Source organism: Megasphaera elsdenii DSM 20460 (assembly GCF_003010495.1).
GTDB lineage: Bacteria > Bacillota > Negativicutes > Veillonellales > Megasphaeraceae > Megasphaera > Megasphaera elsdenii.
This window is the reverse complement of the sequence record NZ_CP027570.1, coordinates 1,156,816-1,181,003: the sequence shown is the minus strand read 5'-3', so window position 1 is coordinate 1,181,003 and position 24,188 is coordinate 1,156,816. Positions and strand designations below refer to the sequence as shown.

30 protein-coding genes are annotated in these 24,188 nt (G+C 51.4%); 2 read left to right on the top strand and 28 right to left on the bottom strand.

The window, feature by feature from the left end; translation table 11 throughout:
• Positions 1–2: 2 nt before the first annotated feature.
• Genes rplO through rpsJ form a run of 21 tightly spaced genes read right to left on the bottom strand, consistent with a single transcriptional unit; the run spans position 3 to position 9,179 of the window.
• On the bottom strand, positions 3–467 hold the full coding sequence (gene rplO / locus C6362_RS05545) for a 50S ribosomal protein L15 (protein ID WP_014015754.1): 465 nt from the start codon (positions 465–467) through the stop codon (positions 3–5).
• A gap of 21 nt (positions 468–488) precedes the next feature.
• Positions 489–668 (bottom strand): 50S ribosomal protein L30, encoded by a 180-nt coding sequence (rpmD, locus tag C6362_RS05540; protein ID WP_014015753.1) that lies wholly within the window; start codon positions 666–668, stop codon positions 489–491.
• An 18-nt stretch (positions 669–686) separates the two neighbouring features.
• Positions 687–1,187: a 30S ribosomal protein S5 gene (rpsE, locus tag C6362_RS05535; RefSeq protein ID WP_014015752.1), complete on the bottom strand. Its 501-nt coding sequence runs from the start codon at positions 1,185–1,187 to the stop codon at positions 687–689.
• 18 nt (positions 1,188–1,205) lie between these two features.
• On the bottom strand, positions 1,206–1,568 hold the full coding sequence (rplR, locus tag C6362_RS05530) for a 50S ribosomal protein L18 (protein ID WP_014015751.1): 363 nt from the start codon (positions 1,566–1,568) through the stop codon (positions 1,206–1,208).
• A gap of 30 nt (positions 1,569–1,598) precedes the next feature.
• Complete coding sequence (gene rplF, locus C6362_RS05525; RefSeq protein ID WP_014015750.1) at positions 1,599–2,141, bottom strand: 50S ribosomal protein L6; 543 nt, start codon at positions 2,139–2,141, stop codon at positions 1,599–1,601.
• Positions 2,142–2,161: 20 nt separating this feature from the next.
• Positions 2,162–2,554, bottom strand: coding sequence for a 30S ribosomal protein S8 (gene rpsH, locus C6362_RS05520; protein WP_014015749.1), 393 nt, complete (start codon positions 2,552–2,554; stop codon positions 2,162–2,164).
• Positions 2,555–2,585: 31 nt separating this feature from the next.
• Positions 2,586–2,855: a 30S ribosomal protein S14 gene (rpsN, locus tag C6362_RS05515; protein WP_014015748.1), complete on the bottom strand. Its 270-nt coding sequence runs from the start codon at positions 2,853–2,855 to the stop codon at positions 2,586–2,588.
• A gap of 18 nt (positions 2,856–2,873) precedes the next feature.
• Positions 2,874–3,413 (bottom strand): 50S ribosomal protein L5, encoded by a 540-nt coding sequence (gene rplE, locus C6362_RS05510; protein ID WP_014015747.1) that lies wholly within the window; start codon positions 3,411–3,413, stop codon positions 2,874–2,876.
• Between the two features lie 21 nt (positions 3,414–3,434).
• Positions 3,435–3,752, bottom strand: a complete 318-nt coding sequence (gene rplX / locus C6362_RS05505) for a 50S ribosomal protein L24 (protein WP_014015746.1) — start codon at positions 3,750–3,752, stop codon at positions 3,435–3,437.
• Positions 3,753–3,768: 16 nt separating this feature from the next.
• Positions 3,769–4,137, bottom strand: a complete 369-nt coding sequence (gene rplN / locus C6362_RS05500; protein ID WP_014015745.1) for a 50S ribosomal protein L14 — start codon at positions 4,135–4,137, stop codon at positions 3,769–3,771.
• Between the two features lie 25 nt (positions 4,138–4,162).
• On the bottom strand, positions 4,163–4,417 hold the full coding sequence (gene rpsQ, locus C6362_RS05495; protein ID WP_014015744.1) for a 30S ribosomal protein S17: 255 nt from the start codon (positions 4,415–4,417) through the stop codon (positions 4,163–4,165).
• Positions 4,418–4,460: 43 nt separating this feature from the next.
• Positions 4,461–4,661: a 50S ribosomal protein L29 gene (gene rpmC / locus C6362_RS05490; protein ID WP_014015743.1), complete on the bottom strand. Its 201-nt coding sequence runs from the start codon at positions 4,659–4,661 to the stop codon at positions 4,461–4,463.
• Between the two features lies 1 nt (position 4,662).
• Positions 4,663–5,088, bottom strand: coding sequence for a 50S ribosomal protein L16 (gene rplP / locus C6362_RS05485; protein WP_014015742.1), 426 nt, complete (start codon positions 5,086–5,088; stop codon positions 4,663–4,665).
• Positions 5,088–5,756 carry a 30S ribosomal protein S3 gene (gene rpsC / locus C6362_RS05480; protein WP_014015741.1) on the bottom strand — a complete coding sequence of 223 codons (669 nt, stop codon included), beginning with the start codon at positions 5,754–5,756 and terminating at the stop codon, positions 5,088–5,090. Before rpsC ends, rplP begins: the two co-directional genes overlap by 1 nt.
• Before the next feature lie 13 nt (positions 5,757–5,769).
• Entirely contained in the window at positions 5,770–6,105 is a 336-nt protein-coding gene (gene rplV / locus C6362_RS05475; protein ID WP_014015740.1) for a 50S ribosomal protein L22, read from the bottom strand.
• Positions 6,106–6,118: 13 nt separating this feature from the next.
• Positions 6,119–6,394, bottom strand: a complete 276-nt coding sequence (gene rpsS / locus C6362_RS05470; protein WP_014015739.1) for a 30S ribosomal protein S19 — start codon at positions 6,392–6,394, stop codon at positions 6,119–6,121.
• Positions 6,395–6,418: 24 nt separating this feature from the next.
• The gene (rplB, locus tag C6362_RS05465; RefSeq protein ID WP_014015738.1) at positions 6,419–7,246 is read right to left on the bottom strand and encodes a 50S ribosomal protein L2; all 828 of its coding nucleotides are present in this window, start codon (positions 7,244–7,246) and stop codon (positions 6,419–6,421) included.
• A gap of 30 nt (positions 7,247–7,276) precedes the next feature.
• Positions 7,277–7,561: a 50S ribosomal protein L23 gene (rplW, locus tag C6362_RS05460; RefSeq protein WP_014015737.1), complete on the bottom strand. Its 285-nt coding sequence runs from the start codon at positions 7,559–7,561 to the stop codon at positions 7,277–7,279.
• Positions 7,561–8,184, bottom strand: a complete 624-nt coding sequence (gene rplD, locus C6362_RS05455) for a 50S ribosomal protein L4 (RefSeq protein ID WP_014015736.1) — start codon at positions 8,182–8,184, stop codon at positions 7,561–7,563. Before rplD ends, rplW begins: the two co-directional genes overlap by 1 nt.
• Before the next feature lie 30 nt (positions 8,185–8,214).
• Positions 8,215–8,853: a 50S ribosomal protein L3 gene (gene rplC / locus C6362_RS05450; protein ID WP_014015735.1), complete on the bottom strand. Its 639-nt coding sequence runs from the start codon at positions 8,851–8,853 to the stop codon at positions 8,215–8,217.
• Positions 8,854–8,867: 14 nt separating this feature from the next.
• On the bottom strand, positions 8,868–9,179 hold the full coding sequence (gene rpsJ / locus C6362_RS05445; RefSeq protein ID WP_014015734.1) for a 30S ribosomal protein S10: 312 nt from the start codon (positions 9,177–9,179) through the stop codon (positions 8,868–8,870).
• A gap of 525 nt (positions 9,180–9,704) precedes the next feature.
• On the opposite strand from rpsJ, the gene C6362_RS05440 reads away from it, so the two are divergent.
• Positions 9,705–9,986, top strand: coding sequence for a transposase (locus C6362_RS05440; RefSeq protein WP_014015018.1), 282 nt, complete (start codon positions 9,705–9,707; stop codon positions 9,984–9,986).
• Positions 9,983–10,897, top strand: a complete 915-nt coding sequence (locus C6362_RS05435) for an IS3 family transposase (protein WP_014015019.1) — start codon at positions 9,983–9,985, stop codon at positions 10,895–10,897. Before C6362_RS05440 ends, C6362_RS05435 begins: the two co-directional genes overlap by 4 nt.
• A gap of 224 nt (positions 10,898–11,121) precedes the next feature.
• Here the strand turns inward: C6362_RS05435 and tuf are convergent, their stop codons facing one another.
• From tuf to rpoB, 7 genes are all read right to left on the bottom strand, one after another.
• The gene (gene tuf, locus C6362_RS05430) at positions 11,122–12,315 is read right to left on the bottom strand and encodes an elongation factor Tu (RefSeq protein WP_014015733.1); all 1,194 of its coding nucleotides are present in this window, start codon (positions 12,313–12,315) and stop codon (positions 11,122–11,124) included.
• A 31-nt stretch (positions 12,316–12,346) separates the two neighbouring features.
• Positions 12,347–14,419, bottom strand: coding sequence for an elongation factor G (gene fusA / locus C6362_RS05425; protein WP_014015732.1), 2,073 nt, complete (start codon positions 14,417–14,419; stop codon positions 12,347–12,349).
• 39 nt (positions 14,420–14,458) lie between these two features.
• On the bottom strand, positions 14,459–14,929 hold the full coding sequence (rpsG, locus tag C6362_RS05420; RefSeq protein ID WP_014015731.1) for a 30S ribosomal protein S7: 471 nt from the start codon (positions 14,927–14,929) through the stop codon (positions 14,459–14,461).
• Between the two features lie 56 nt (positions 14,930–14,985).
• On the bottom strand, positions 14,986–15,357 hold the full coding sequence (gene rpsL / locus C6362_RS05415) for a 30S ribosomal protein S12 (RefSeq protein ID WP_014015730.1): 372 nt from the start codon (positions 15,355–15,357) through the stop codon (positions 14,986–14,988).
• 80 nt (positions 15,358–15,437) lie between these two features.
• Positions 15,438–15,683 carry a L7Ae/L30e/S12e/Gadd45 family ribosomal protein gene (locus tag C6362_RS05410; protein ID WP_014015729.1) on the bottom strand — a complete coding sequence of 82 codons (246 nt, stop codon included), beginning with the start codon at positions 15,681–15,683 and terminating at the stop codon, positions 15,438–15,440.
• Positions 15,684–16,124: 441 nt separating this feature from the next.
• Positions 16,125–20,381: a DNA-directed RNA polymerase subunit beta' gene (gene rpoC / locus C6362_RS05405; RefSeq protein ID WP_014015728.1), complete on the bottom strand. Its 4,257-nt coding sequence runs from the start codon at positions 20,379–20,381 to the stop codon at positions 16,125–16,127.
• Positions 20,382–20,407: 26 nt separating this feature from the next.
• The gene (rpoB, locus tag C6362_RS05400; RefSeq protein WP_027895364.1) at positions 20,408–24,169 is read right to left on the bottom strand and encodes a DNA-directed RNA polymerase subunit beta; all 3,762 of its coding nucleotides are present in this window, start codon (positions 24,167–24,169) and stop codon (positions 20,408–20,410) included.
• Positions 24,170–24,188 lie beyond the last annotated feature (19 nt).

Here is a 24,188-nt window from a genome sequence, read left to right as displayed (position 1 = left end):
CCCTACTGTTCAGCTACCGGTTCTTCTCCCGGTACTACAACCTTGCCGCCAGCTGCTTCGATTTTAGCCTTAGCGGATTTCGTGAAGCCGTTAGCTACGACAGTGAGTTTCTTTTCGAGTTCACCGTTGCCGAGGATGCGGACGCCATCGCGGACATTCTTGAGGATGCCAGCTTCAACGAGAGCGACGGGATCGACAGTCGTGCCATCTTCAAAGCGGTTGAGTACAGAAACGTTAACTTCTGCATATTCTTTAGCCCAAATGTTTTTGAAGCCGCGTTTCGGGAGCAAACGATACAACGGCATCTGGCCGCCTTCGAAGCCCGGGCGCTTGCCGCCACCGCTACGGGAGAGCTGACCTTTCATACCTTTGCCAGCCGTTTTGCCATTGCCGGAGCCGATGCCGCGGCCGACGCGGTTGCGTTTTTTCTTGGAACCAGGAACAATACTCATTTCATGAAGTTTCAATTCAGCGCACCTCCTTCTATATTAGATTTCTTCTACTTTTACTAAGTGTTCTACTTTGTGAAGCATCCCTTTGATCTGCGGGGTAACTTCTTTTACTACGCTGGAGTTCGTCTTGTGGAGACCGAGGGCAACGATGGTTGCGCGCTGGTCACCAGGACGGCCTGCCAAACTCTTTACGAGAGTAACTTTAACCTGAGCCATCTTGTCATATCCTCCTTATTAACCGTAAATTTCTTCTACAGTTTTGCCACGGAGTTCAGCAACTTTGTTGACATCCTTCAAGCGGCTCAAGCCTTCGAGGGTTGCCTGAACCATGTTGTTCGGGTTGGAAGAACCGATCGATTTGGTGAGGATGTTGCGGACGCCTGCCAGTTCCAATACGGCACGGACCGGACCGCCAGCGATGACGCCAGTACCTTCAGCAGCCGGTTTCAGGAATACTTTGCCTGCACCGAAGATACCTGTGATCGTGTGGGGGATGGAGCCGTTCTTGAGAGGAACGGAAATCATATGTTTCTTAGCGTCTTCAACGCCTTTACGGATTGCTTCAGGAACTTCGCCAGCTTTACCTAAACCTGCGCCGACATTGCCGTTGCCGTCACCGACAACAACGAGGGCACTGAAGGAAAAACGGCGGCCGCCTTTAACTACCTTAGCAACGCGGTTGATGAATACTACATTTTCCTGTAATTCGAGACCTGCATGGTCAACTTTTGCCATGTGTTATTTCCTCCTTGATTAGAATTTCAAGCCAGCTTCACGAGCTGCTTCAGCGAGAGCTGCAACACGGCCGTGATAAATGTAACCGCCACGGTCGAAGACAACCGTCGTGATACCTTTTTCGATAGCCCGTTTTGCAACTAAAGCACCGACTAATTTTGCGCCTTCGGCGTTGCCGCCGCTGACGTTCTGACCTTTGATTTCTTTGTCCAAAGAGCTTGCGGAAACCAAAGTTACGCCGTTCTGGTCATCGATGACCTGAGCGTAGATATTGTTAAGGCTGCGGAAAACGTTGAGACGCGGACGTTCTGCCGTGCCGTTGATGTTCTTGCGTAAACGCCAATGCCGTTTCAAACGGATTGTGTTTTTACTCTTCTTCAAGGAATTCACTCCTTTCTAATTAAAGGTTAATTATTTCTTCGTACCAGCTTTACCGGCTTTACGACGGACATGTTCGCCAACATAACGGATACCTTTGCCCTTGTACGGTTCAGGCAGGCGGTAGCCGCGGACTTTAGCAGCAAATTCGCCGACAACTTCGTTATCAGCACCGGAAATGGTGATCTGCGTAGCGCTCGGGCATTCGATGGTGACACCAGCCGGAGCATCGAGTTCGAGGGGATGGGAGAAGCCAAGAGTCAAGGCAAGTTTCTTACCTTTCATCTGTGCTCTGTAACCAACGCCAACGATTTCCAGTTCTTTTTTGAAGCCTTCCGAAACACCTTTTACCATGTTGGCAATAAGGGCACGGGTGAGGCCGTGCAGTGCACGGTGATTTTTATCGTCAGACGGACGTTCTACAGTGATGACGTTGTCAGCCACTGTGATTTTCATATCCTGGTGGAGCGTACGTGTGAGTTCGCCTTTCGGGCCTTTAACGGTAATTACGTGGCCATCGAGGTTTACATTTACGCCTGCCGGGATATCAATAGGCATTCTACCTACTCGGGACATATTGACACCTCCAAAACGATTTACCAGACGTAAGCGATAACTTCGCCGCCCAAGCCGAGTTTACGAGCTTTTTTGTCGCTCATGACGCCCTGGGACGTGGAAATTACTGCGATCCCCAAACCACCGAGAACGCGCGGGAGTTCTTCTTTGCCAGCGTATACGCGCAGGCCCGGTTTGGAAATTCTCTTGATGCCGGTAATTACTTTTTCTTTATTAGAACCATATTTCAACGTAACTTTCAGCGTTTTGCCTTCGTTTACGGATTCGTAGTTTTTGACGAAACCTTCTTCTTTGAGGATGTCGAGCACTGCAGCTTTCATCTTCGAAGCAGGGATTTCTACTTTTTCGTGATATGCCGAGTTAGCATTACGGATTCTTGTGAGCATATCCGCAATCGGATCGGTCATTGCCATAATCTAAAAACCTCCCTCCATGGAATACGTGTTACCAGCTGGCTTTTTTAACGCCAGGGATCTGACCTTTGTAAGCCAGTTCACGGAATGTGATGCGGCAGATGCCGAATTTACGCATATAACCGTGAGGACGGCCGGTTACTTTGCAACGGTTGTGCAGACGGACCGGAGATGCGTTAGCCGGCAGCTGAGAAAGTGCTTCATAGTCGCCTTTTGCTTTGAGTTCAGCGCGGAGCTTAGCGTATTTGGCAACCATTTTTTCACGTTTCTTTTCACGTTCGAGCATCGATTTCTTTGCCATGTATGTTATCCTCCTCTATTACTTTTCAAAAGGCATGCCCATCATTTTCAGCATGTCACGGCCTTCTTCGTCGGTCGTAGCTGTGGTAACGATGGTGATGTCCATGCCGCGAGCTTTATCAACCTTATCGTATTCGATTTCCGGGAAGATAAGCTGTTCTTTCAGGCCGAGGGTATAGTTGCCGCGGCCGTCGAAACCGGTGGCACTGACGCCGTGGAAGTCACGGACGCGGGGCAGTGTCAAGTTCATCAGTTTGTCGAGGAATTCATACATCCGTTCGCCGCGCAGGGTAACTTTGCAGCCGAGGTTCATGCCTTCACGGATTTTGAAAGCTGCGATGGATTTCTTAGCTTTCGTGATGATCGGTTTCTGACCGGAAATGATGGTCATATCATTGACAGCAGCGTCCAAGGCTTTGGAGTTGGTAACAGCTTCGCCAACGGCCATGTTGATAACAACTTTGGTAACCTTCGGAATCTGCATTACGTTTTTATAATTGTATTTTTCCTGCAAGCCTTTTACGACTTCGGAAAGGTATTTGTCTTTTAATCTGGACACTCTCAAGGGCCTCCCTTCTTATTAGATAGCTTTACCGCTCTTTACGGCTGTACGGACTTTGGTGCCATCGGCCTGCTGGACCATTTTGACACGGGTCGGTTTGCCGCTTTCAGGATCTACGAGCATTACGTTGGAAACGTGGATTGCTGCTTCCTTAGTGATAATGCCGCCTTGAGGATTGTTCTGACTCGGTTTCGTGTGGCGCTTAACCAGGTTAAGGCCTTCAACTACGACACGGTCTTTTTTCGGATACGTTGCGATGACCTTGCCTTTTTTGCCTTTTTCTTTACCAGCGATGACGATGACCGTATCGCCTGTTTTAACGTGCATTTTACCCATTGAGAACACCTCCTCCTTATAATACTTCCGGAGCCAGGGAGATGATCTTCATGAAATCTTTTTCACGCAGTTCTCTGGCAACGGGCCCAAAAATACGAGTACCTTTCGGGCTTTTATCATTATTGATTACGACAGCTGCGTTTTCGTCGAAGCGGATGTAAGAACCGTCTGCACGGCGCAAACCTTTCTTGGAACGAACGATAACAGCTTTGACTACGTCGCCTTTCTTGACAACGCCACCGGGTGATGCATCTTTAACAGATGCGGTAATGATATCACCAATGTTGCCATATTTACGATACGAGCCACCCATGACCTGGATGCACAAGATTTTCTTGGCGCCAGTGTTATCGGCAACATTCAACACAGTTTCTTGCTGAATCATGGCTTAACCTCCTAATTAATGAAGCTTATTTAGCTTTTTCTACGATTGTCACTACTCTCCAGTGTTTCTGTTTGGACAGCGGACGAGTTTCTTCGATGCGGACTACGTCGCCAACATGGCATTCGTTGTTTTCATCGTGGGCTTTGAATTTTACCGTCGAGATAATCGGTTTTTTGTACAGCTTGTGCTGTGTCTTATATTCTACAGCAACGACAACGGTTTTGTCCATTTTATCGCTGACAACTTTACCTACGCGGATTTTCCGTTCATTTCTTTCCATCTGTGCTTGTGACCTCCTTTTAGATTCCAATTATGGACGCTTCTTACGCCTGCGCTTTCAGTTCTGCTTCACGCTGTACCGTTTTGATGCGAGCGATTGTCTTCTTGACTTCGCGGATACGCATTGGATTTTCTAATTGGCCGGTCGCATGTTGAAAACGGAGGTTAAACAATTCTTCTTTCAGGCTAACCACTTTTTCATCCATTTCGGCAGCGCTCAGCGCACGGATTTCTTTAACCTTCATTTTATTCACCACCTAATTCCTGACCTTTAACAACAAACTTCGTTTTAATCGGCAGCTTATGGCCAGCAAGACGCATTGCTTCACGAGCAACTTCTTCGCTTACGCCGCCCATTTCAAAGAGTACGCGGCCCGGTTTAGCAACGGCAACCCAGTATTCAGGAGCGCCTTTACCGGAACCCATACGAGTACCAGCCGGTTTAGCCGTGATCGGTTTATCCGGGAAGATTTTGATCCAAACTTTACCACCACGTTTGATATAACGGGTCATAGCAATACGGGCAGCTTCGATCTGGCGGTTCGTGATCCACGACGGTTCGAGAGCGACGAGGCCGAAATCACCATGAGCTACTTTATTACCGCGATGTGCCTGGCCTTTCATGCGGCCACGGAACTGTTTACGATATTTAACACGTTTTGGAATTAACATTATGCTTCACTCCCTTCGCGTTTCTTCGGAGCTTTCTTAGCTTCCGGGAGGATTTCACCTTTGTAGATCCAGCATTTGACGCCGATGCAGCCATAGGTCGTATGAGCTTCTGCAAAGCCATAGTCGATGTCAGCACGGAGCGTATGCAGGGGGATGGAACCGTCGCGAAGGCTTTCGCTGCGAGCGATTTCAGCACCGCCGAGACGGCCGGAGCACATGATCTTGATACCTTTAGCGCCCATACGCATGGTACGGCCAACGCACTGTTTCATAGCGCGGCGGAAGCCGATACGGCGTTCGAGCTGGCCGGCAACGTTTTCAGCAACGAGAGTTGCATCCATTTCGGCCTGTTTGATTTCTGCGATGTTTACGTCGACAGTCTTAGTGGTGAAGGCTTTCAACGCTTTTTTAATATCTTCAATACCTGCACCGCCACGGCCGATGACCATGCCCGGTTTTGCGGTATGGATAATCAATTTGATACGTTTTGCAGAGCGTTCGATTTCGATACGGGAAACACCTGCGATGTATAACTGTTTCTTTAAGAATTCACGGATCTTAACGTCTTCGTTCAAAAGTGCAGCGTAATCTTTTTCTGCATACCATTTTGCGTCCCAAGGTTTGGAAACGCCGACGCGGAATCCATGGGCATTAACTTTCTGACCCACTCCATTTCCCTCCTTATGCTTTTTCGTCAACAACAACCGTCAGATGACTGGAATGTTTGAGAATTTTGAAGGCCTGTCCACGGCTGCGCGGATGAATACGTTTCATCGTGGAATCCTGGTCAACAAAGATTTCAGAAATGAACAATTTTGCAACGTCCATATCATTGTTATGTTCCGCATTAGCAACGGCACTGCGCAAAGTTTTTTCAACTACACGGGAACCCACTTTCGGAGTGAATTTCAAGATAGCGAAAGCTTCGCCGACGTTTTTGCCCCGAACCAAGTCAGCAACAATCCGAATTTTACGGGGAGCAATGCGAATGTGTTTCGTAACAGCTTTTACTGCCATTTAAGTTACCCCCTTATTTAGTTACTTTTTCGGCTTTAGCATGACCCTTGAATGTACGAGTCGGTGCAAATTCGCCTAATTTATGACCTACCATATCTTCCGTGATATAGACAGGTACATGTTTACGGCCGTCGTGTACAGCGATGGTGTGGCCGACGAAGCTCGGCAGGATCATCGATGCACGGGACCAGGTTTTGATTACTTTCTTTTCGTTGGCTTCGTTCATAGCGTCGATTTTCTTCAAGAGATGGTGTGCTACGAATGGGCCCTTTTTAATGGATCTGGACACTTAGTTATCTCCTTTCCTCAACACTTATTTACGTCTCTTCACAATGAATTTATTGGAAGCTTTCTTAGCGTCGCGAGTCTTAACGCCATAAGCAGGTTTACCCCAAGGAGTAACCGGACGTTTACGACCAACAGGAGCTTTACCTTCGCCGCCGCCATGCGGATGATCGCACGGGTTCATGACGACACCACGGTTGCCCGGACGGATGCCTTTCCAGCGGGAACGGCCGGCTTTACCGATGGTGATGTTTTCATAGTCCGTGTTGCTGACTACGCCGATCGTAGCGCGGCAGCGTACGTGTACCTGACGAAGTTCGCCCGACGGAAGGCGGAGCAGTGCATAGTTGCCTTCTTTAGCCATGAGCTGAGCCGATTCACCAGCGGAGCGGACCATCTGGCCGCCTTTGCCGATTTTCAGTTCGACGTTGTGTACGAGCGTACCGAGGGGGATGTTCTGGAGCGGCAATGCGTTGCCGATCTTGATATCCGATTCAGGACCGCTGTAGAGAACGTCGCCGACTTTCAGGCCGTTCGGAGCGATGATGTATTTCTTTTCGCCATCTGCGTAGAACAGAAGAGCGATGTTAGCAGAGCGGTTCGGATCGTATTCGATCGTCGCAACTTTTGCCGGGATGTTATCTTTAATACGTTTGAAGTCGATCAAACGGTAACGGCGTTTGTGACCACCGCCCTGATGGCGGACAGTCATACGGCCGCTGTTATTACGACCGCCCTTATTGGTTACTTTAGCCAATAAGGATTTTTCCGGTTTAGACGCCGTGATTTCTTCGAATGTCGAAACAGTCATGAAACGGCGGCTAGCGGAGTACGGTTTAAATGATTTAATGGCCATTGTAGTGCCTCCTCCTTATTCGTTAATTCCTTAAGCTCCTTCGAAGAATTCGATGGTTTCGCCTTCCTGAAGGGTTACGATGGCTTTCTTGTAATCCGGGCGCTTGCCGATGTACTTGCCCATGCGCTTGAATTTGCCCATCGTGCGAAGTGTTGCTACGCTTTTAACTTTGACGCCGAAGACGGCTTCAACAGCTTTACGGATTTCAACTTTATTAGCACGGAGCGGTACTTTGAATGTGTATTTGCCATCAGACATCATCATCGTTGTTTTTTCAGTGATGACCGGTTTCAGCAAGAGATCATGCATGTTCATTATGCGAGCACCTCCTCAATCTTAGCTACAGCGCTCTTCGTAACGAACAATTTCGTGTAGTGGAGCAGGTCAAAGATGTTGACGCCAGTAGTGGAAATGGCTTTAACGCCTTTGATGTTGCGTGCGCAGCGTTCTACGACTTCATCGTTGTCGGTGATGAAAAGGACTTTTTCACCAGCGAATTTGAAGTTGTTGATGAGTGCGACGACTTCTTTCGTCTTCGGAGCTGCGAGATTGATTTCGTCGAGGACGAACAATTCGTTTGTATTGACTTTATCGCTCAAAGCGGATTTAACGGCGAGGCGACGAGCTTTACGCGGCATTTTCTGTGCGTAAGAGCGCGGATGGGGACCCCAGATGGTGCCGCCACCAACCCACAACGGGCTGCGGCTGCTGCCTACACGGGCCCGGCCGGTTCCTTTTTGTTTCCAAGGCTTTCTGCCACCACCGCGAACGAGGCCGCGAGTTTTGGTGGAATGTGTGCCCAAGCGCTGGTTGGCGAGCTGACGGAGAACGGCCTGACGCATAACGGCTTCGTTCACTTCAACGCCAAATACGCTATCGTTCAATTCGATTTCACCGGTCTGTGCGCCGGTAATATTATACGTGCTTACTTTTGGCATTATATTTTATCCTCCTTCCTTAGACAACTATTAGCGGGGTTTTACAGTATCGCGAATCATGACGAGGCTGCCTTTGGCGCCCGGGATACCACCTTTAACCAGGATCAGGTTCTTGTCCATGTCGACTTTGACGATGGAGAGATGAAGAACGGTTGCCTGATTGCCACCCATTTGTCCAGGAAGTTTTTTACCTTTGACGACTTTACCGCCGCCACCACTGGTCATAGGTCCGAGAGAACCGGGTTCACGATGAGATTTGGAGCCGTGACCCATCGGTCCGCGGTGGAAACCGTGACGTTTGATGGTACCTGCAAAACCTTTACCCTTGCTGGTGCCAATTACGTCGACGAGATCGCCGCTTGCGAAAATATCAGCTGCCAGAGTTTGGCCTACCGTATATTCCGGCGTATCTGTCAAACGGAATTCGCGAAGATACTTAACAGGAGCAACGCCTGCTTTGTCGAATTGACCCTTAACGGGTTTTGTCAGATGTTTTTCTTTGATTTCACCATAGCCGAGCTGAATGGAGTTGTATCCGTCCGTATCAACGGTCTTGACACGTACAACTACGTTCGGGGAAGCTTCGACGACGGTTACAGGGACGACTGCGCCTTCTTCAGTAAAGACCTGAGTCATACCTAATTTTTTACCCAAAATAGCTTTAGACATAATCGCACCTCCTCCTATAATTTGATTTCGATGTCTACGCCTGCCGGCAGATCGAGTCTTGTCAAGGCATCAACGGTCTTGTTGGATGCTTCGAGAATGTCGATCAAGCGTTTGTGCGTACGGAGTTCGAACTGTTCACGAGAGTCTTTGTTGACATGGGGAGAACGAAGAATCGTGAAGATGTTCTTTTCTGTCGGAAGCGGAATCGGTCCGGATACCATAGCACCGGTACGTTTCGCCGTGTCGACGATTTTCGCCGCGCTCTGATCAAGCGTTTTGTGATCGTAAGCTTTGAGGCGAATACGAATTCTTTCCTGTTTTGCCATTACTTAATTCCTCCTAACGTCTATTTCCTTGAATAGACTGCTCCATAAGAGTTTCCCCGCAAGGCGGGCAACATCTTATATCATAGTTTAGCGCGTTTCAGGGCGTATTTCCCTGTTGTCGCGTACTTACTTAGTTTACTACAAAAAACCGCATGATGCAAGGATTTTTCAAGGTTTTTGAGAAATAATCGAACAGATTTCACATGGGACCCATGTCGTTACATCATGATAAAGTGAAGCAGCTTGCAGCTGCTTCACATGGCGCCCGCAGTTCGCAGGCCGCAGGCTGTGATTCGTGCGTAGGGGCCGTCCCAGAGGGCGGCCCGGCTCTCCTGTTAGGAGAGCTGTCAGCGCAGCTGACTGAGAGGTCAACCTCTCCGGCCCTTCGGGCCACCTCTCCTATGAGGCGAGGCTTTGGTGCTCCACGTCACTGTAACCGTGATTCTGGTGTTAGCATATAAATAGGACAAGTCAAACTGAGGTTCCTAATGGTGGTACAATAGGATTAACTAAGGAGGCCTCAGTATGGCAAAATTCAACAAAGAATTCAAAATCAACGCAGTTAAATATTATCATGAACATCGGGAACTCGGCTTGGTTGGCTGTGCTACGAATCTAGGTATTGCTCCACAAACCTTGTCCCGTTGGCAAAAGCAGCTGAAGGACAATGGCGAAATGCCTTATCGTGGTTCCGGCAACTATGCTTCGGATGAAGCTAAGGAAATCGCCCGTCTGCAGCGTGAACTGCGGGATGCGAAGGATGCGTTGAATGTCCTAAAAAAAGCTATCAGCATTCTGGACAAATGACCATTGCCATCTATCGCAGTGTCCAGGAAGAAGCCGAAAATGCCCATCAGGCAGAACGTCGTTTTTCGGTGTCCGGAGTGCTTTCTGAACTCGACGTTTCTTCTTCAGGATATTATGACTGGGCGGCGCGCAAACCATCGAAACAGGCCCAGCACCGCAAGGAGATGAAGAAAAAGATTCAAACTATCTACGACGATTCCAAGCAGATTTACGGAGCCCCGAAGATTGCCCAAGTTATGCAGCAGAACGGGGACAGTATCTCTGAACGCACAGTTGGCGTATACATGCGGCAAATGGGCATTCAGGCCTGCTGGGTAAAGCATTACACCGTAACGACCCGTAACAGTGACTTTGACGTGGCGCTGGTGAATATCCTTCAGGAATGCTTCAATCCTGAAGAACCGGATCAAGTATGGTGCAGCGACATCACCTATATCTGGACAGCTGAAGGTTTCGTCTATTTGGAAAGCATTATGGATTTGTTCTCCAGGAAAATCATCGCCTGGAATCTGGCCCGTAATCTGGACGTCGCCGGCATCGTCAAGATGCTGCAGGAAGCCAAACAATGCCGGAAACCCGGACAGCTGTTGGTTATCCATTCGGACCGTGGCTGCCAGTATGTTTCGCAGGCATATATTCGGGAGACATCCCAAATGCGCCGCAGCTATTCGAAGAAAGGCTATCCATGGGACAATGCCTGCATCGAATCCTTCCACTCCCTGATTAAACGGGAATGGCTCAATCGCTTCAAGATTCAAAATTATCAGCAAGCGTACTTGTTGGTGTTTGAATACATCAATACCTTTTACAACACCGTACGCATTCATAGCCATTGCAACTACATGTCACCGGATGACTATGAAAAGCTGTATGCTGATTTCCAGAAACATAATATGCGTCTGGGAATCTAAGAAACGAAAAACCTCAATTTAATTTGTCCGAAATCTTGACATAGGACCATTCCCTCAGAATCAAGCGGGTCGCCCTTTGGGCGACCCCTACGAAATCGCAGCCAGGCGATAAATCTTTCACGGTCTGTGACCTTGTGCATAAAGGCACGCAAAAAAGAGGCCGTCGCATATGCGACAGCCTCTTTTTCAACTTTGAAGTTGATAGTCAACCATCAAACAATATTTTAGCCTTCGATTTCGGAAACGACGCCAGCGCCTACCGTACGGCCGCCTTCGCGGATAGCGAAGCGGAGGCCTGCTTCGATAGCGATCGGAGTGATGAGTTCAACATCCATTTTGACGTTATCGCCAGGCATGCACATTTCAGTGCCTTCCGGGAGCTGGATGACGCCAGTTACGTCAGTCGTACGGAAGTAGAACTGCGGACGATAGCCGTTGAAGAACGGGGTGTGACGGCCGCCTTCGTCTTTCGTCAAGACGTAAACCTGAGCTTTGAATTTCGTGTGCGGATGAATGGTACCCGGTTTAGCGAGAACCTGGCCACGTTCGATTTCTTTACGGTCTACACCACGGAGAAGAGCACCGATGTTGTCGCCTGCTTCAGCGCGGTCGAGGATCTTACGGAACATTTCAACGCCCGTAACAACCGTATCTTTCGGTTCGTCAGCGAGGCCGACGATTTCAACTGCGTCGCCAACTTTGAGTTCGCCACGTTCAACACGGCCTGTAGCAACAGTACCGCGGCCTGTGATGGTGAAGACGTCTTCGACAGGCATGAGGAACGGCTGGTCAGTCGGGCGCTGCGGAGTCGGGATGTATTCGTCAACAGCATCCATCAATTTGAGGATGGACGGTTTGCCGATTTCGCTTTCGTCGCCTTCGAGGGCTTTGAGAGCGGAGCCAACTACGATAGGAACTTCGTCGCCGGGGAAATCGTAGGAGCTGAGGAGATCACGAACTTCCATTTCAACGAGTTCGATGAGTTCCGGATCGTCAACCTGGTCAGCTTTGTTGAGGTATACGACGATAGCCGGTACACCAACCTGGCGGGCCAAGAGGATGTGTTCACGAGTCTGGGGCATCGGGCCGTCAGCAGCGGAAACGACGAGGATAGCGCCGTCCATCTGAGCAGCACCGGTGATCATGTTCTTGACATAGTCAGCATGGCCCGGGCAGTCAACGTGTGCATAATGACGTTTGTCTGTTTCATATTCAACGTGTGCCGTGTTGATTGTAATACCACGTTCACGTTCTTCCGGAGCCTTGTCGATATCAGCATAGTCTTCGAATTTAGCGTAGCCTTTTTCAGCCAAAACTTTGGTGATGGCAGCTGTCAAAGTAGTTTTGCCGTGGTCGACGTGACCGATCGTGCCAATGTTAACATGCGGTTTGGTTCTTTCGTAATGTTCTTTAGCCATTTGCTGTTCCTCCAGTGTAAATTAAATTATATTAGCCTTTTTCGCTGATGACTTTTTCGGCTACGTTCTTCGGAACTTCTTCGTAGTGGTCGAATGTCATCGTATAAACGCCACGGCCCTGCGTACGGGAACGCAAATCCGTTGCATAGCCAAACATTTCTGCCAGCGGTACGAATGCGTTGATATGTTCTGCACCGGAGCGCATTTCCATACCTTCGACACGACCACGGCGGGAGTTGAGGTCGCCGATGACGTCGCCCATGTATTCTTCAGGAACGACAACTTCGACTTTCGTGTACGGTTCGAGGAGAACCGGGTCTGCCTTGCGGGCACCTTCTTTGAAGCCCATAGAGCCAGCGATCTTGAAGGCCATTTCCGAGGAGTCGACTTCATGGTAAGAACCGTCGTATACGACGACTTTGATATCGACCATCGGGAAACCTGCCAAAACGCCTGTTTCCATTGCTTCTTTGACACCAGCTTCAACGGAGCCGATGTATTCCTTAGGAATAGCGCCGCCAACGACTTTGTTTTCAAATTCGTAGCCTTTGCCCTGTTCCTGCGGAATGAGTTCGAGCCAGCAGTCACCATACTGACCACGGCCGCCGGACTGACGCTTGAAGAAACCACGAGACTTGACATCTTTGCGGATGGTTTCGCGGTAAGCAACCTGCGGTTTGCCGACGTTGCAGTCTACTTTAAATTCGCGGGACATGCGGTCGACGATGATATCCAAATGGAGTTCGCCCATGCCGGAGATGATGGTCTGGCCGGTTTCAGCATCGGTCTTGACTTTGAACGTCGGGTCTTCTTCAGCCAGACGAGCCAGGGCGATGCCCATTTTTTCCTGGTCAGCTTTGGTCTTCGGTTCAACGGCTACGGAAATAACCGGATCCGGGAATTCCATCTTTTCGAGGATAATCGGGTGTTTTTCATCGCACAGCGTATCGCCTGTGGTCGTATCTTTCAGACCGACGATGCCGCCGATGTCGCCCGTGTAAGCTTCCTGTACTTCTTCGCGGTGGTTAGCGTGCATCCGGAGGATACGGCCAACACGTTCTTTTTTACCTTTTGTCGAGTTGTAGACATAGGTACCGGCCTGTAACGTGCCGGAGTAAACGCGGAAGAATGCCAGTTTGCCGACAAAGGGGTCAGCCATGATCTTAAATGCCAATGCGGAAAGCGGTGCATTGTCATCAGCTTCACGAGTTTCTTCTTCGTCTGTGTCGGGGTTAGTGCCTTTGACCGGAGGAATATCCAACGGGCTCGGCATGTAATCGACGACAGCGTCGAGGAGCATCTGGATCCCTTTGTTCTTGTAAGCAGAACCGCAGAGGACCGGGAACAATTTGTTCGTGCAGACGCCTTTACGGATGGCTGCTTTCAATTCGTCGATGGTGATTTCTTCACCTTCGAGGTATTTCATCATGAGGTCTTCATCGGTATCGCAAACAGCTTCAACCATGATGTCATGATATTTTTTAGCTTCTTCTAATTCGTCTTCCGGGATGTCGACAACTTCGATTTCTTTACCGAGAGCATCGTCATAGACTTCTGCTTTCATGGTAATGAGGTCGATGATGCCGCGGAAGGTTGCTTCAGCACCGATTGGGAGCTGAATAGCAACGGCATTTGCCTGAAGACGATCTTTCATCATGTCGACAACGTTCAGGAAGTCAGCACCGGTCGTATCCATCTTGTTGACGAATGCGATACGGGGAACATGGTAATGTTCAGCCTGACGCCATACCGTTTCCGACTGCGGTTCTACGCCGCCCTTTGCGGAGAAAACAGCAACAGAGCCGTCGAGTACGCGCAGCGAGCGTTCAACTTCAACGGTGAAGTCAACGTGCCCCGGAGTATCGATGATGTTGATGCGGTATCCTTTCCAGTGAGCCGTCGTAGCAGCCGATGTAATCGTGATACCACGTTCCTGTTCCTGAGCCATCCAGTCCATGGTAGCAGCGCCATCATGAACTTCGCCGATCTTGTGGACGCGGCCGGTGTAGAACAGGATACGTTCTGTTGTCGTGGTTTTACCAGCATCGATGTGAGCCATGATGCCAATATTTCTCGTTTTTTCCAAAGAAAATTCTCTTGGCACGGTTTTTTCCACTCCTCAAAAAATAATAAATATCGTAAATTACCAACGATAATGAGCGAAAGCTTTGTTAGCTTCAGCCATTTTATGAGTATCTTCCTTTTTCTTGATAGCAGCGCCTGTATTGTTGAAGGCGTCCATCAATTCGCCAGCGAGCTTTTCTTTCATCGTGCGTTCGCCGCGTTTACGGGCATAGCCGACAGTCCAGCGGATACCGAGGGACAGGCGACGGTCTGCACGTACTTCGACAGGAACCTGGTAGTTAGCACCACCGACGCGGCGGGCACGGACTTCCAGGACAGGCATAACGTTGTTGAGAGCCTGTTCGAATACTTCCAAAGGATCTTTATTCATTTTAGAACGGATGATGTCGAAAGCATCATAAACGATGGTTTCAGCGACACCTTTTTTGCCGTCCAACATAACTTTGTTGATGAAGCGCGTTACCAATTTGGAATGGTACACCGGATCCGGCAGCACATCACGCTTCGGCACGGGGCCTTTTCTTGGCATGTCTAATTCCTCCTCTATGCTATGTAAGTCATCTTGTTCATCTTAAATGGCAAATCTTATTTGCCTTTCTTAGCGCCGTATTTAGAACGGGACTGCTGACGATCTGCTACGCCAGCTGTATCCAAGGCACCGCGGACGATGTGATAACGTACACCAGGAAGGTCTTTGACACGACCGCCTCTGATTAATACAACACTGTGTTCCTGTAAATTGTGACCAATGCCGGGAATATAAGCAGTTACTTCGATGGAGTTCGTCAAGCGAACACGGGCAACTTTACGCAGAGCCGAGTTAGGTTTTTTCGGGGTAGCTGTGTATACACGAGTGCAGACACCGCGTTTCTGCGGGCAGTTTTTCAAAGCCGGTGCTGTCGATTTAGTTACGGCAACCTGACGTCCTTTACGAACCAATTGGCTGATTGTTGGCATTTGGGCACCTCCTCTCCAAACAATTAGATTTATAATGTAATCATCAACGAGCAGAGCTCATGAGATGATGTTACCGAAAATTATTTTAACAAGCCTACGGCTGCAGCTTTTACCTTGATGTGGCAGGCCATGCCCAATTCGGTCATGGTGTAAGCGCGGTCGACGGGGATGTGAGCGCCTTCGGCTTCTGCTATGAGCGGCGCTACGACCTGTGCATCGCAATCATTGGCGATGTACAGCTGTGTGACTTCGTTTCGTTTCATTGCTTTCAGGGTTTGCTTCGCGCCCACGGTCTTGCGGACACTGGCAGCTAGTTCCAAGCTCACGAAACCTCACTCCTTACGTCTTGCAATTTAGACGCAATGCATTCATTGCGACACTTAGATATTTTATCATCACGAATATGATATGTCAATGAGTTTTTGGGTAAAAACTGCGTAATCAGTACATCTTTTATTACACGGTACCTAGTGGCTCGTGGTTCGTGGTTCGTGGTTCGTGAACCACAAGGCGTAGGGGCCGTCCCAAAGGGCGGCCCGCCATGAGATACAGCAAGCCTCGTGAAAAAACAACCTCTCAGTCAGCTTCGCTGACAGCTCTCCTACCAGGAGAGCCGGGCCGCCAGCCACTGCTGTCCGTTTTGGCAGCCGTCTTGCGCCTTCCACTGGTCAGCACCTGACGGGCCAAAAAGGCCTTTGGGCGGCCCCTACGAACTACTAACAACAAAAAAGGCGCTGTCTTCATGGGACAGCGCCTTTTTTACTCTCTTAATGTCCGGCTTCCGGTGTCGTATCGGCACCTTCCGGTGCTTCTACGGGGTTGCCTTCTTCGTCTTCATAGCTGATAGACGGGACGGTCTTTACGACCTTGATCTTGCGGTAACGGCTCATACCCGTACCAGCCGGGATGAGTTTACCGATGATGACGTTTTCTTTGAGGCCCAGGAGCGGGTCGATCTTGCCTTTGATAGCGGCATCGGTCAGGACACGGGTCGTTTCCTGGAAGGATGCAGCCGACAGGAAGGAATCCGTTGCCAGTGCGGCCTTAGTGATACCGAGGAGCATCGGTTTGCCGATAGCCGGCTTGCCGCCGTTGCTGACGATGCGCTTGTTCATATCTTCAAAGATATTGACGTCAATGTAATCGCCCGGCAATACATCGGCATCGCCGGCGTCTTCGATCTTCATCTTGCGCAGCATCTGGCGTACGATGACTTCGATATGCTTATCGTTGATACCAACACCCTGAGATTTGTATACCTTCTGTACTTCGTATACGAGGTACCGCTGGGTAGCTTCGACGCCCTGGATGTGCAGGATGTCGTGGGGGTTGATGGAGCCAGCCGTGATACGGCTGCCCTTTTCGATGACATCGCCTTCGTGTACGACGAGGTGCGAGCCGAAGGGAATGGTGTAGCTCCGTTCTTCGCCGTCCTTGGACGTAACGTGGACGATATTGATATCGTGGTGGTCTTCTTTTTCCGTAATCGATACGGTCCCACTGATTTCCGTGACGATAGCATTGCCCTTCGGCTTACGGGCTTCAAACAATTCTTCGACACGAGGAAGACCCTGGGTAATATCGCCGGCCGTTGCGACACCGCCTGTATGGAAGGTACGCATGGTCAGCTGTGTGCCCGGTTCGCCGATGGACTGAGCAGCGATGGTGCCGACCGATTCGCCGACATTTACCTTGCCGCCCGTACCGAGGTCACGGCCATAGCACTTAGCGCAGACGCCATAACGGCTGCGGCAGGTGAGGACGCTGCGGATCCGGACTTTATCATAATATTTTGCGATTTCTTTGGCCTGGTCAGCCATGATTTCTTCGTTGAGGGCCACGATGACTTCACCCGTTTCCGGATTGACCAGGGTTTCAGCAGCCGTACGGCCTTCGATGCGGTCTTCCAGCGATTCGATGACGCCGTTGCCGCTGTCTTCGACGATAGCCGTGACTTCGACGCCGCGGATGTCGTTGTTGCGGACCTTGACTTCATCGACGTCGCTGTTGAGGATGCGGTCGATGGCATCTTCCGTGAGCGGCGTGCCTTTGGCGCAGATTTCAATGCCGTTGGAATCGATGACGGCCTTTTCGACGGTCTTGCCGAGCATGTTTTCCGCCATGGATTTGCGGATAGCTGCACGGAAACCTTCTTCCGGTGCGCCGAGGGAGACCGTTTCGATGACATTGGTGTGGTTCAGGTCATCGTTGATGTCCATCTGGCTGCCGCGGAGATAGAGTTTCGGGATCTGGTGTTCGATGACCGTATCCATATCGTCGTTGGTCAGGAGATGTTCTGCCGGGAAGACGATGTCGCCTGTTTCCGGATCCGCAATATCGCGGGCCAGGACGCGGCCGATGAGCTTGTCGCGCAAGAGGTTGACAGCCTGGCGGCAAGAGCTTGCCAGACGGGCACGTTCGCGGACGAGGTCGATGCCGAATACGTCGCAGTCATCTTCGCGGACGATGACGTCCTGGGAAACGTCGACGAGACGACGGGTCAGATAACCCGAGTCAGCTGTACGCAGTGCCGTATCGGCCAAGCCTTTACGGGCGCCGTGAGACGAAGTGAAGTAGTCCAGTACGGACAGGCCTTCGCGGAAGTTCGCCTTGATCGGCAAGTCGATGATACGGCCCGACGGGTCAGCCATCAAGCCACGCATGCCGGCAACCTGACGAATCTGGTCGCGGCTGCCTCGAGCACCGGAGTCAGCCATCATGAAGATTGAGTTGAACGGGTCCATGTTATCCATCATGACATCCGTAACATCGTTGGTAGCCTTTGTCCAGATTTCGACGCTCTTGTTATAGCGTTCGTTTTCGGTAATCAAACCGCGCTGGTACATGGCATAGGCATTCTGGACTTTCTTGTCGGCTTCATTGAGGATATCCCATTTTTCTGCCGGGATCTGAATGTCCGAAATAGCGATGGACATACCGGCCTGGCGGGCGTAATGGTAGCCGATGGCCTTGATCTTGTCCAACAGTTCTGCCGTCTTGGTGTTGCCGACGAGGTGGAAGCAGGCATCGACGAGTTTGCCGATCTGTTTCTTGCTCATGAGGACGCCCAGGCAGTTGACGTCGACATATTCTTTATCTTTCTTGAATTCAGCGACAGCGGCTTCGTCGATCTTGCGTTTCGGCAAGGGACGCGTAGCCGTGAGGTCGACGCCGAATTTTTCTTTCAGCTGCGAGAAGCCATAGTCATGGATATGGCCGTCTTCGTCTTTGATCTTGACGAAGTGGGACCAGTCGATGAGGCCGTTTTCGTAAGCAAAGACCGTATCTTTCGGATCCGTGAAGACCATGACCTTATCCGTATGGAAGAGGCGCAGTGGTTCGTAGATCTGATAGTTGTAGAGCAGTTTGCCTGCCGTCGTTTCGATGAGGCCGTGGCCGGGGATGCGGACCTTGATCAGGGCTTCGATGTCGATGACCTTGGCATCGTAAGCGAGCATGACTTCGTCGTAGTTGGAGAAGATCTTGCCTTCGCCCTTGGCGGCCGGTTTGACCAACGTCAGGTAATAAGCACCGAGGACCATGTCCTGTGTCGGGACAGCAACCGGTTTGCCGTCTTTCGGAGCCAGGATGTTGTGCGACGAGAGCATGAGCGTCCGGGCTTCGGACTGGGCTTCTACGGACAAGGGCAGATGGCAGGCCATCTGGTCACCGTCGAAGTCGGCGTTGAATGCCGTGCAGACCAGCGGATGAAGCTTGATGGCGCGGCCTTCCCAGAGGATCGGTTCGAAAGCCTGGATACCCAGACGATGCAGTGTCGGGGCACGGTTCAAGAGAACAGGATGTTCCTTGATAACGTCTTCCAGGACGTCCCATACTTCCGTGTTCACGCGTTCGACTTTCTTCTTGGCGTTCTTGATATTGGTAGCAATGCCCTTTTCGACAAGTTTCTTCATGACGAAAGGCTTGAAGAGTTCCAGGGCCATTTCTTTCGGCAGGCCACACTGGTGCATCTTCATTTCCGGACCGACGACGATAACCGAACGGCCGGAGTAGTCGACACGTTTACCGAGCAAGTTCTGACGGAAACGGCCCTGTTTCCCTTTCAGCATGTCCGACAGGGATTTGAGGGGACGGTTGCCCGGGCCCGTGACCGGACGGCCGCGGCGGCCGTTATCGATGAGGGCGTCGACGGCTTCCTGGAGCATACGTTTTTCGTTGCGGACGATGATATCCGGCGCTCCCAGTTCCAGGAGGCGGCTCAAGCGGTTGTTACGGTTGATGACCCGGCGATAGAGATCGTTCAGGTCAGACGTAGCGAAGCGGCCGCCGTCGAGCTGGACCATCGGGCGCAGTTCCGGCGGGATGACCGGGATGACGTCCATGATCATCCATTCCGGTTTGTTGCCGGAGTGACGGAAGGCTTCGACGACTTCCAGGCGGCGGATAGCGCGGACGCGGCGCTGGCCCGACGAATCGCGGAGTTCATCGCGGAGCTGTTTGTCCAACTGGTCCAGGTCCAGGCCCTGCAGCAGTTCCTTGACAGCTGCAGCGCCCATGCCGACGCGGAATTTATCGCCGTACATATCCAGGTACTGACGATATTCCGTTTCCGTCATCAGCTGCTGCTTGGAGAGCGGCGTATCGCCCGGATCGAGGACGATGTACGAGGCGAAGTACAAGACTTTTTCCAGCGAACGGGGAGAAATATCGAGGATCAGGCCCATCCGGCTGGGGATGCCTTTAAAATACCAAATATGAGATACCGGTGTAGCCAGTTTAATATGGCCCATCCGTTCACGACGGACTTTGGCGCGCGTGACTTCGACGCCGCAGCGGTCGCAGACGACACCTTTATACCGGATACGTTTGTATTTGCCGCAGTGACATTCCCAGTCCTTTGTCGGCCCAAAAATGCGTTCGCAGAACAACCCATCCCGTTCCGGTTTCAATGTACGGTAATTGATCGTTTCTGGTTTCTTGACTTCCCCGTGGGACCATTCGAGGATCTTTTCCGGCGAAGCAAGACCAATCCGCATGGAATCGAATTCATTCACATCAAGCACTAATACCGCTCCCTTCTATCGACTCGTTATTCATCATCTTCAGTAATATCATCATCGTCGGCCTGTTCAGCTTCAGCGACGGCATCGAGGCTCATAGCGCTCATGATGTCATCTTCATCGCCGTTGGCGACGGGTTCCTGTTCTTCGCCTTCTTCTCCTTCGGCAGGAGCGTCTTCAGCCGGTGCAGCCGGGGTATCCGGACCATTTTCACCTTCCATGACGCGGCGGAGTTCATCGGTCTGTTCCGGTTCCGTTTCATCGTCATCGTCGAGTTCCTTGATGACGACTTCTTCACCGTCTTCGTTCAGGATCTGGACGTCGAGGCCGATAGCCTGGAGTTCTTTGAGGAGGACCTTGAACGATTCCGGTACGCCCGGTTCAGGAATATTTTCACCTTTGACGATCTTTTCGTAAGCCTTGACACGGCCGACGACATCGTCAGACTTGACAGTCAGCATTTCCTGGAGGGTATAGGCTGCGCCATACGCTTCCAGAGCCCAGACTTCCATTTCACCGAAACGCTGGCCGCCGAACTGGGCTTTACCACCGAGCGGCTGCTGCGTAACCAGGGAGTACGGGCCGGTCGAACGAGCATGGATCTTGTCGTCGACAAGGTGATGCAGTTTGAGGAAGTACGTGTAACCAACCGTGACGCGGCGGTCCATCGGTTCCCCTGTACGGCCATCATAGAGGACGGATTTACCGTCTTCCGGCAGGCCGGCGATCTTCAGGGCTTCAAAGACGTCTTCAGCCTGAGCGCCATCGAAGACCGGTGTTGCAATGTGGATACCGGCGACATCCGGTTTCGGCATGCCATATTTATCGAAATCATAACCGGCAGCGCGCAGTTTTTCTTCCAGACCCGGATCCATTTCCTTGATCTGTTTGCCCAATTCATGGACAGCCCAGCCAAGGTGGGTTTCCAAAATCTGACCGATATTCATACGAGACGGTACGCCCAAGGGGTTCAAGACGATCTGTACCGGCGTGCCATCGGGCAGGAACGGCATGTCTTCCTGGCGCATGACGCGGGAAACGACACCCTTGTTCCCATGACGACCAGCCATCTTATCGCCTTCGTGGATCTTACGTTTCTGGGCGATGTAGACGCGGACCAGGCGGTTTACGCCAGGCGGCAGTTCATCGTTGTTTTCACGGGAGAAGATACGGACGTTGACGACTTTACCCGATTCGCCATGAGGTACGCGCAGCGATGTATCGCGGACTTCGCGTTCTTTGTCGCCGAAGATGGCGCGCAGGAGGCGTTCTTCCGGTGTCAGTTCCGTTTCGCCCTTCGGCGTGACTTTACCGACCAGGACGTCGCCCGGGAAGACGTCGGCACCGATCATGATGATGCCGTTTTCGTCGAGGTTCTTCGTGCTTTCTTCACTGACGTTGGGGATTTCGCGGGTAATTTCTTCCGAGCCCAGTTTCGTATCGCGGGCATCACATTCGTATTCTTCGATGTGGATGGATGTGTAGAGGTCGTTCTTCGGGAGTTCTTCACTGAGGAGAACGGCGTCTTCGTAGTTATAGCCTTCCCAAGGCATATAGGCTACGAGGATATTGTAACCGAGAGCCAATTCGCCGCCATCGGTAGCCATGCCGTCAGCCAGGGCCTGGCCTTCTACGACCCTTTCGTTCTTATAGACCAAGGGACGCTGGTTGATGCAGGTACTCTGGTTGGAGCGGACGAATTTGATGAGTTTATACGTATCGACAGAACCGGAATCCGTGCGGACCTGGATCGTGTCGCCCGTAACGCGGGATACGACGCCGCTGTGTTTAGCCAGGACGCAGACGCCGGAGTCACAAGCCGTCTTGTATTCCATGCCGGTGCCGACGAGCGGAGCCTGTGTGCGCAGCAAAGGCACAGCCTGGCGCTGCATGTTCGCACCCATGAGGGCACGGTTAGCATCATCGTTTTCCAGGAAGGGGATCATGGAAGTACCGACGGAGACAACTTCCTTAGGCGATACGTCCATGAAGTCGACGCGGTCAGCCCGGAATTCGCGGGTATCTTCACCGTGACGGCAGGCAACGCGTTCGTGGACGAAATGGCCGTCTTCGGTCAGCGGTTCGTTAGCCTGGGCGATGACGTACTGTTCTTCTTCGTCAGCCGTGATGTAGTGGACCTCTTCCGTGACGACGCCCGTTTCTTTATCGACGCGGCGGTACGGAGCTTCGATGAAGCCAAATTCGTTGACTTTCCCGAAGCAGGCCAGGGACGAGATCAAGCCGATGTTCGGGCCTTCAGGCGTTTCTACCGGGCACATACGGCCGTAGTGGGAGTGATGGACGTCGCGGACTTCGAAGCCTGCACGTTCACGGGACAAACCGCCAGGGCCAAGGGCGCTCAGACGGCGTTTATGTGTGATTTCGGCCAGCGGGTTGGTCTGGTCCATGAACTGGGACAACTGGCTGGAACCGAAAAATTCTTTAATAGCAGCGACGACAGGACGGATGTTGATCAGGACCTGGGGCGTAATGCTTTCGGCATCCTGGATGGTCATGCGTTCGCGGACGACGCGTTCCATACGGGTCAGGCCGATGCGGAACTGGTTCTGCAGGAGTTCGCCGACGCAGCGCAGGCGGCGGTTGCCCAGATGGTCGATGTCGTCGACAGTGCCGAAGCCGTCCATGAGGTTGAGGAGATAGCTGATGTGGGCGATGATGTCTTCGCGGGTAATGGTGCGATGGTCATAGGGAAGGTCGCTGTTGTTGCAGATAATCTTATAGACCGAGCCGTCGGGCTTTTCGACGAAAGCTTCGACGAAGCCGCCGCCATCACCAGCCGGAGCGCCATCAGCAATTTCACGGTGGAAGACACCGCTTTCGCGGATCTTTTCGACTTCAGCCGAGCCGATTTCCGTATGGGCATCGACGATGACTTCCCCTGTTTCCGGATTGACGATCGGTTCGTGAAGGGTCAGGCCGAAGAGACGGCGTTCCCAGCCGAGTTTCTTGCCGGCTTTATAACGGCCGACGCGGGCCATATCATAACGGCGCGGGTCGAAGAACAGACCTTCAAAGAGATTGCGGGCGCTTTCGACAGTCGGCGGTTCACCGGGGCGAAGTTTCTTATAGATTTCAACGAGGGCTTCGTCCTGATTTTCTGTCGTGTCTTTTTCAAACGTAGCCTTCAGGCGCTTATCGTCGAAGAAGAGCTGCAGGATATCGGCGTTGGACGACCAGCCCAGGGCACGGATGAGTACCGTAACAGGGATTTTGCGGTTGCGGTCGATGCGGGCATAGACGATGTCATTGGCATCGGTTTCCAATTCGATCCAGGCCCCGCGGTTCGGGATGACCGTTGAATTGTACAGGCGGATGCCCATCGGGTCGATTTCGCGGCCATAGTAGACGCCAGGAGAACGGACGAGCTGGCTGACGATAACGCGTTCTGCCCCATTGATAATGAAGGTACCTGTATCGGTAATCAGTGGGAAGTCACCCATGAATACTTCCTGGTCCTTGATTTCACCTGTTTCGTGGTTGACAAGACGGATCTGGACACGGAGCGGTGCGGCGTATGTCGTATCGCGTTCCTTACATTCACGAATGTCGTACTTCGGTTCCCCTAACTTAAAATCCTCGAAGGATAAAGACAGGTTACCCGATGCATCTTCGATGGGAGAAATGTCTTTGAAGATATCTTTCAGTCCCTTTTCCAGGAACCATTCGTAGGATTTATTCTGTAAATCCAACAAATGAGGCATTTTCAAGACCTCGTTAATCTTAGCATACGTGTATCGAGTCCTTTTCCCTACTTGTACAGGTTTGAACATGCTGATTCTTCACCCCTTA

Coding starts and splice junctions, on each gene's coding strand:
- rplV (WP_014015740.1), bottom strand. CDS start 6,105: ATGGCAGTAAAAGCTGTTACGAAACACATTCGCATTGCTCCCCGTAAA.
- tuf (WP_014015733.1), bottom strand. CDS start 12,315: ATGGCTAAAGAACATTACGAAAGAACCAAACCGCATGTTAACATTGGC.
- rplC (WP_014015735.1), bottom strand. CDS start 8,853: ATGTCTAAAGCTATTTTGGGTAAAAAATTAGGTATGACTCAGGTCTTT.
- rpsQ (WP_014015744.1), bottom strand. CDS start 4,417: ATGGAAAGAAATGAACGGAAAATCCGCGTAGGTAAAGTTGTCAGCGAT.
- C6362_RS05440 (WP_014015018.1), top strand. CDS start 9,705: ATGGCAAAATTCAACAAAGAATTCAAAATCAACGCAGTTAAATATTAT.
- rpsH (WP_014015749.1), bottom strand. CDS start 2,554: ATGGCAATGACCGATCCGATTGCGGATATGCTCACAAGAATCCGTAAT.
- rpmD (WP_014015753.1), bottom strand. CDS start 668: ATGGCTCAGGTTAAAGTTACTCTCGTAAAGAGTTTGGCAGGCCGTCCT.
- rplN (WP_014015745.1), bottom strand. CDS start 4,137: ATGATTCAGCAAGAAACTGTGTTGAATGTTGCCGATAACACTGGCGCC.
- rplP (WP_014015742.1), bottom strand. CDS start 5,088: ATGTTAATTCCAAAACGTGTTAAATATCGTAAACAGTTCCGTGGCCGC.
- rplB (WP_014015738.1), bottom strand. CDS start 7,246: ATGGCCATTAAATCATTTAAACCGTACTCCGCTAGCCGCCGTTTCATG.
- rpoB (WP_027895364.1), bottom strand. CDS start 24,169: ATGTTCAAACCTGTACAAGTAGGGAAAAGGACTCGATACACGTATGCT.
- rplD (WP_014015736.1), bottom strand. CDS start 8,184: ATGCCAAAAGTAAGCACGTATAATATTACCGGCGCACAGACCGGTGAA.
- rpsL (WP_014015730.1), bottom strand. CDS start 15,357: ATGCCAACAATCAGCCAATTGGTTCGTAAAGGACGTCAGGTTGCCGTA.
- rpsE (WP_014015752.1), bottom strand. CDS start 1,187: ATGGCAAAAGTTGACCATGCAGGTCTCGAATTACAGGAAAATGTAGTA.
- C6362_RS05435 (WP_014015019.1), top strand. CDS start 9,983: ATGACCATTGCCATCTATCGCAGTGTCCAGGAAGAAGCCGAAAATGCC.
- rpsN (WP_014015748.1), bottom strand. CDS start 2,855: ATGGCAAAGAAATCGATGCTCGAACGTGAAAAGAAACGTGAAAAAATG.
- rplW (WP_014015737.1), bottom strand. CDS start 7,561: ATGAACATGCATGATCTCTTGCTGAAACCGGTCATCACTGAAAAAACA.
- rpmC (WP_014015743.1), bottom strand. CDS start 4,661: ATGAAGGTTAAAGAAATCCGTGCGCTGAGCGCTGCCGAAATGGATGAA.
- rplF (WP_014015750.1), bottom strand. CDS start 2,141: ATGTCCCGAGTAGGTAGAATGCCTATTGATATCCCGGCAGGCGTAAAT.
- rplX (WP_014015746.1), bottom strand. CDS start 3,752: ATGGGTAAAATGCACGTTAAAACAGGCGATACGGTCATCGTCATCGCT.
- rpsG (WP_014015731.1), bottom strand. CDS start 14,929: ATGCCAAGAAAAGGCCCCGTGCCGAAGCGTGATGTGCTGCCGGATCCG.
- rpsJ (WP_014015734.1), bottom strand. CDS start 9,179: ATGGCAAAACAGGAAAGAATTCGTATTCGCCTCAAAGCTTACGATCAC.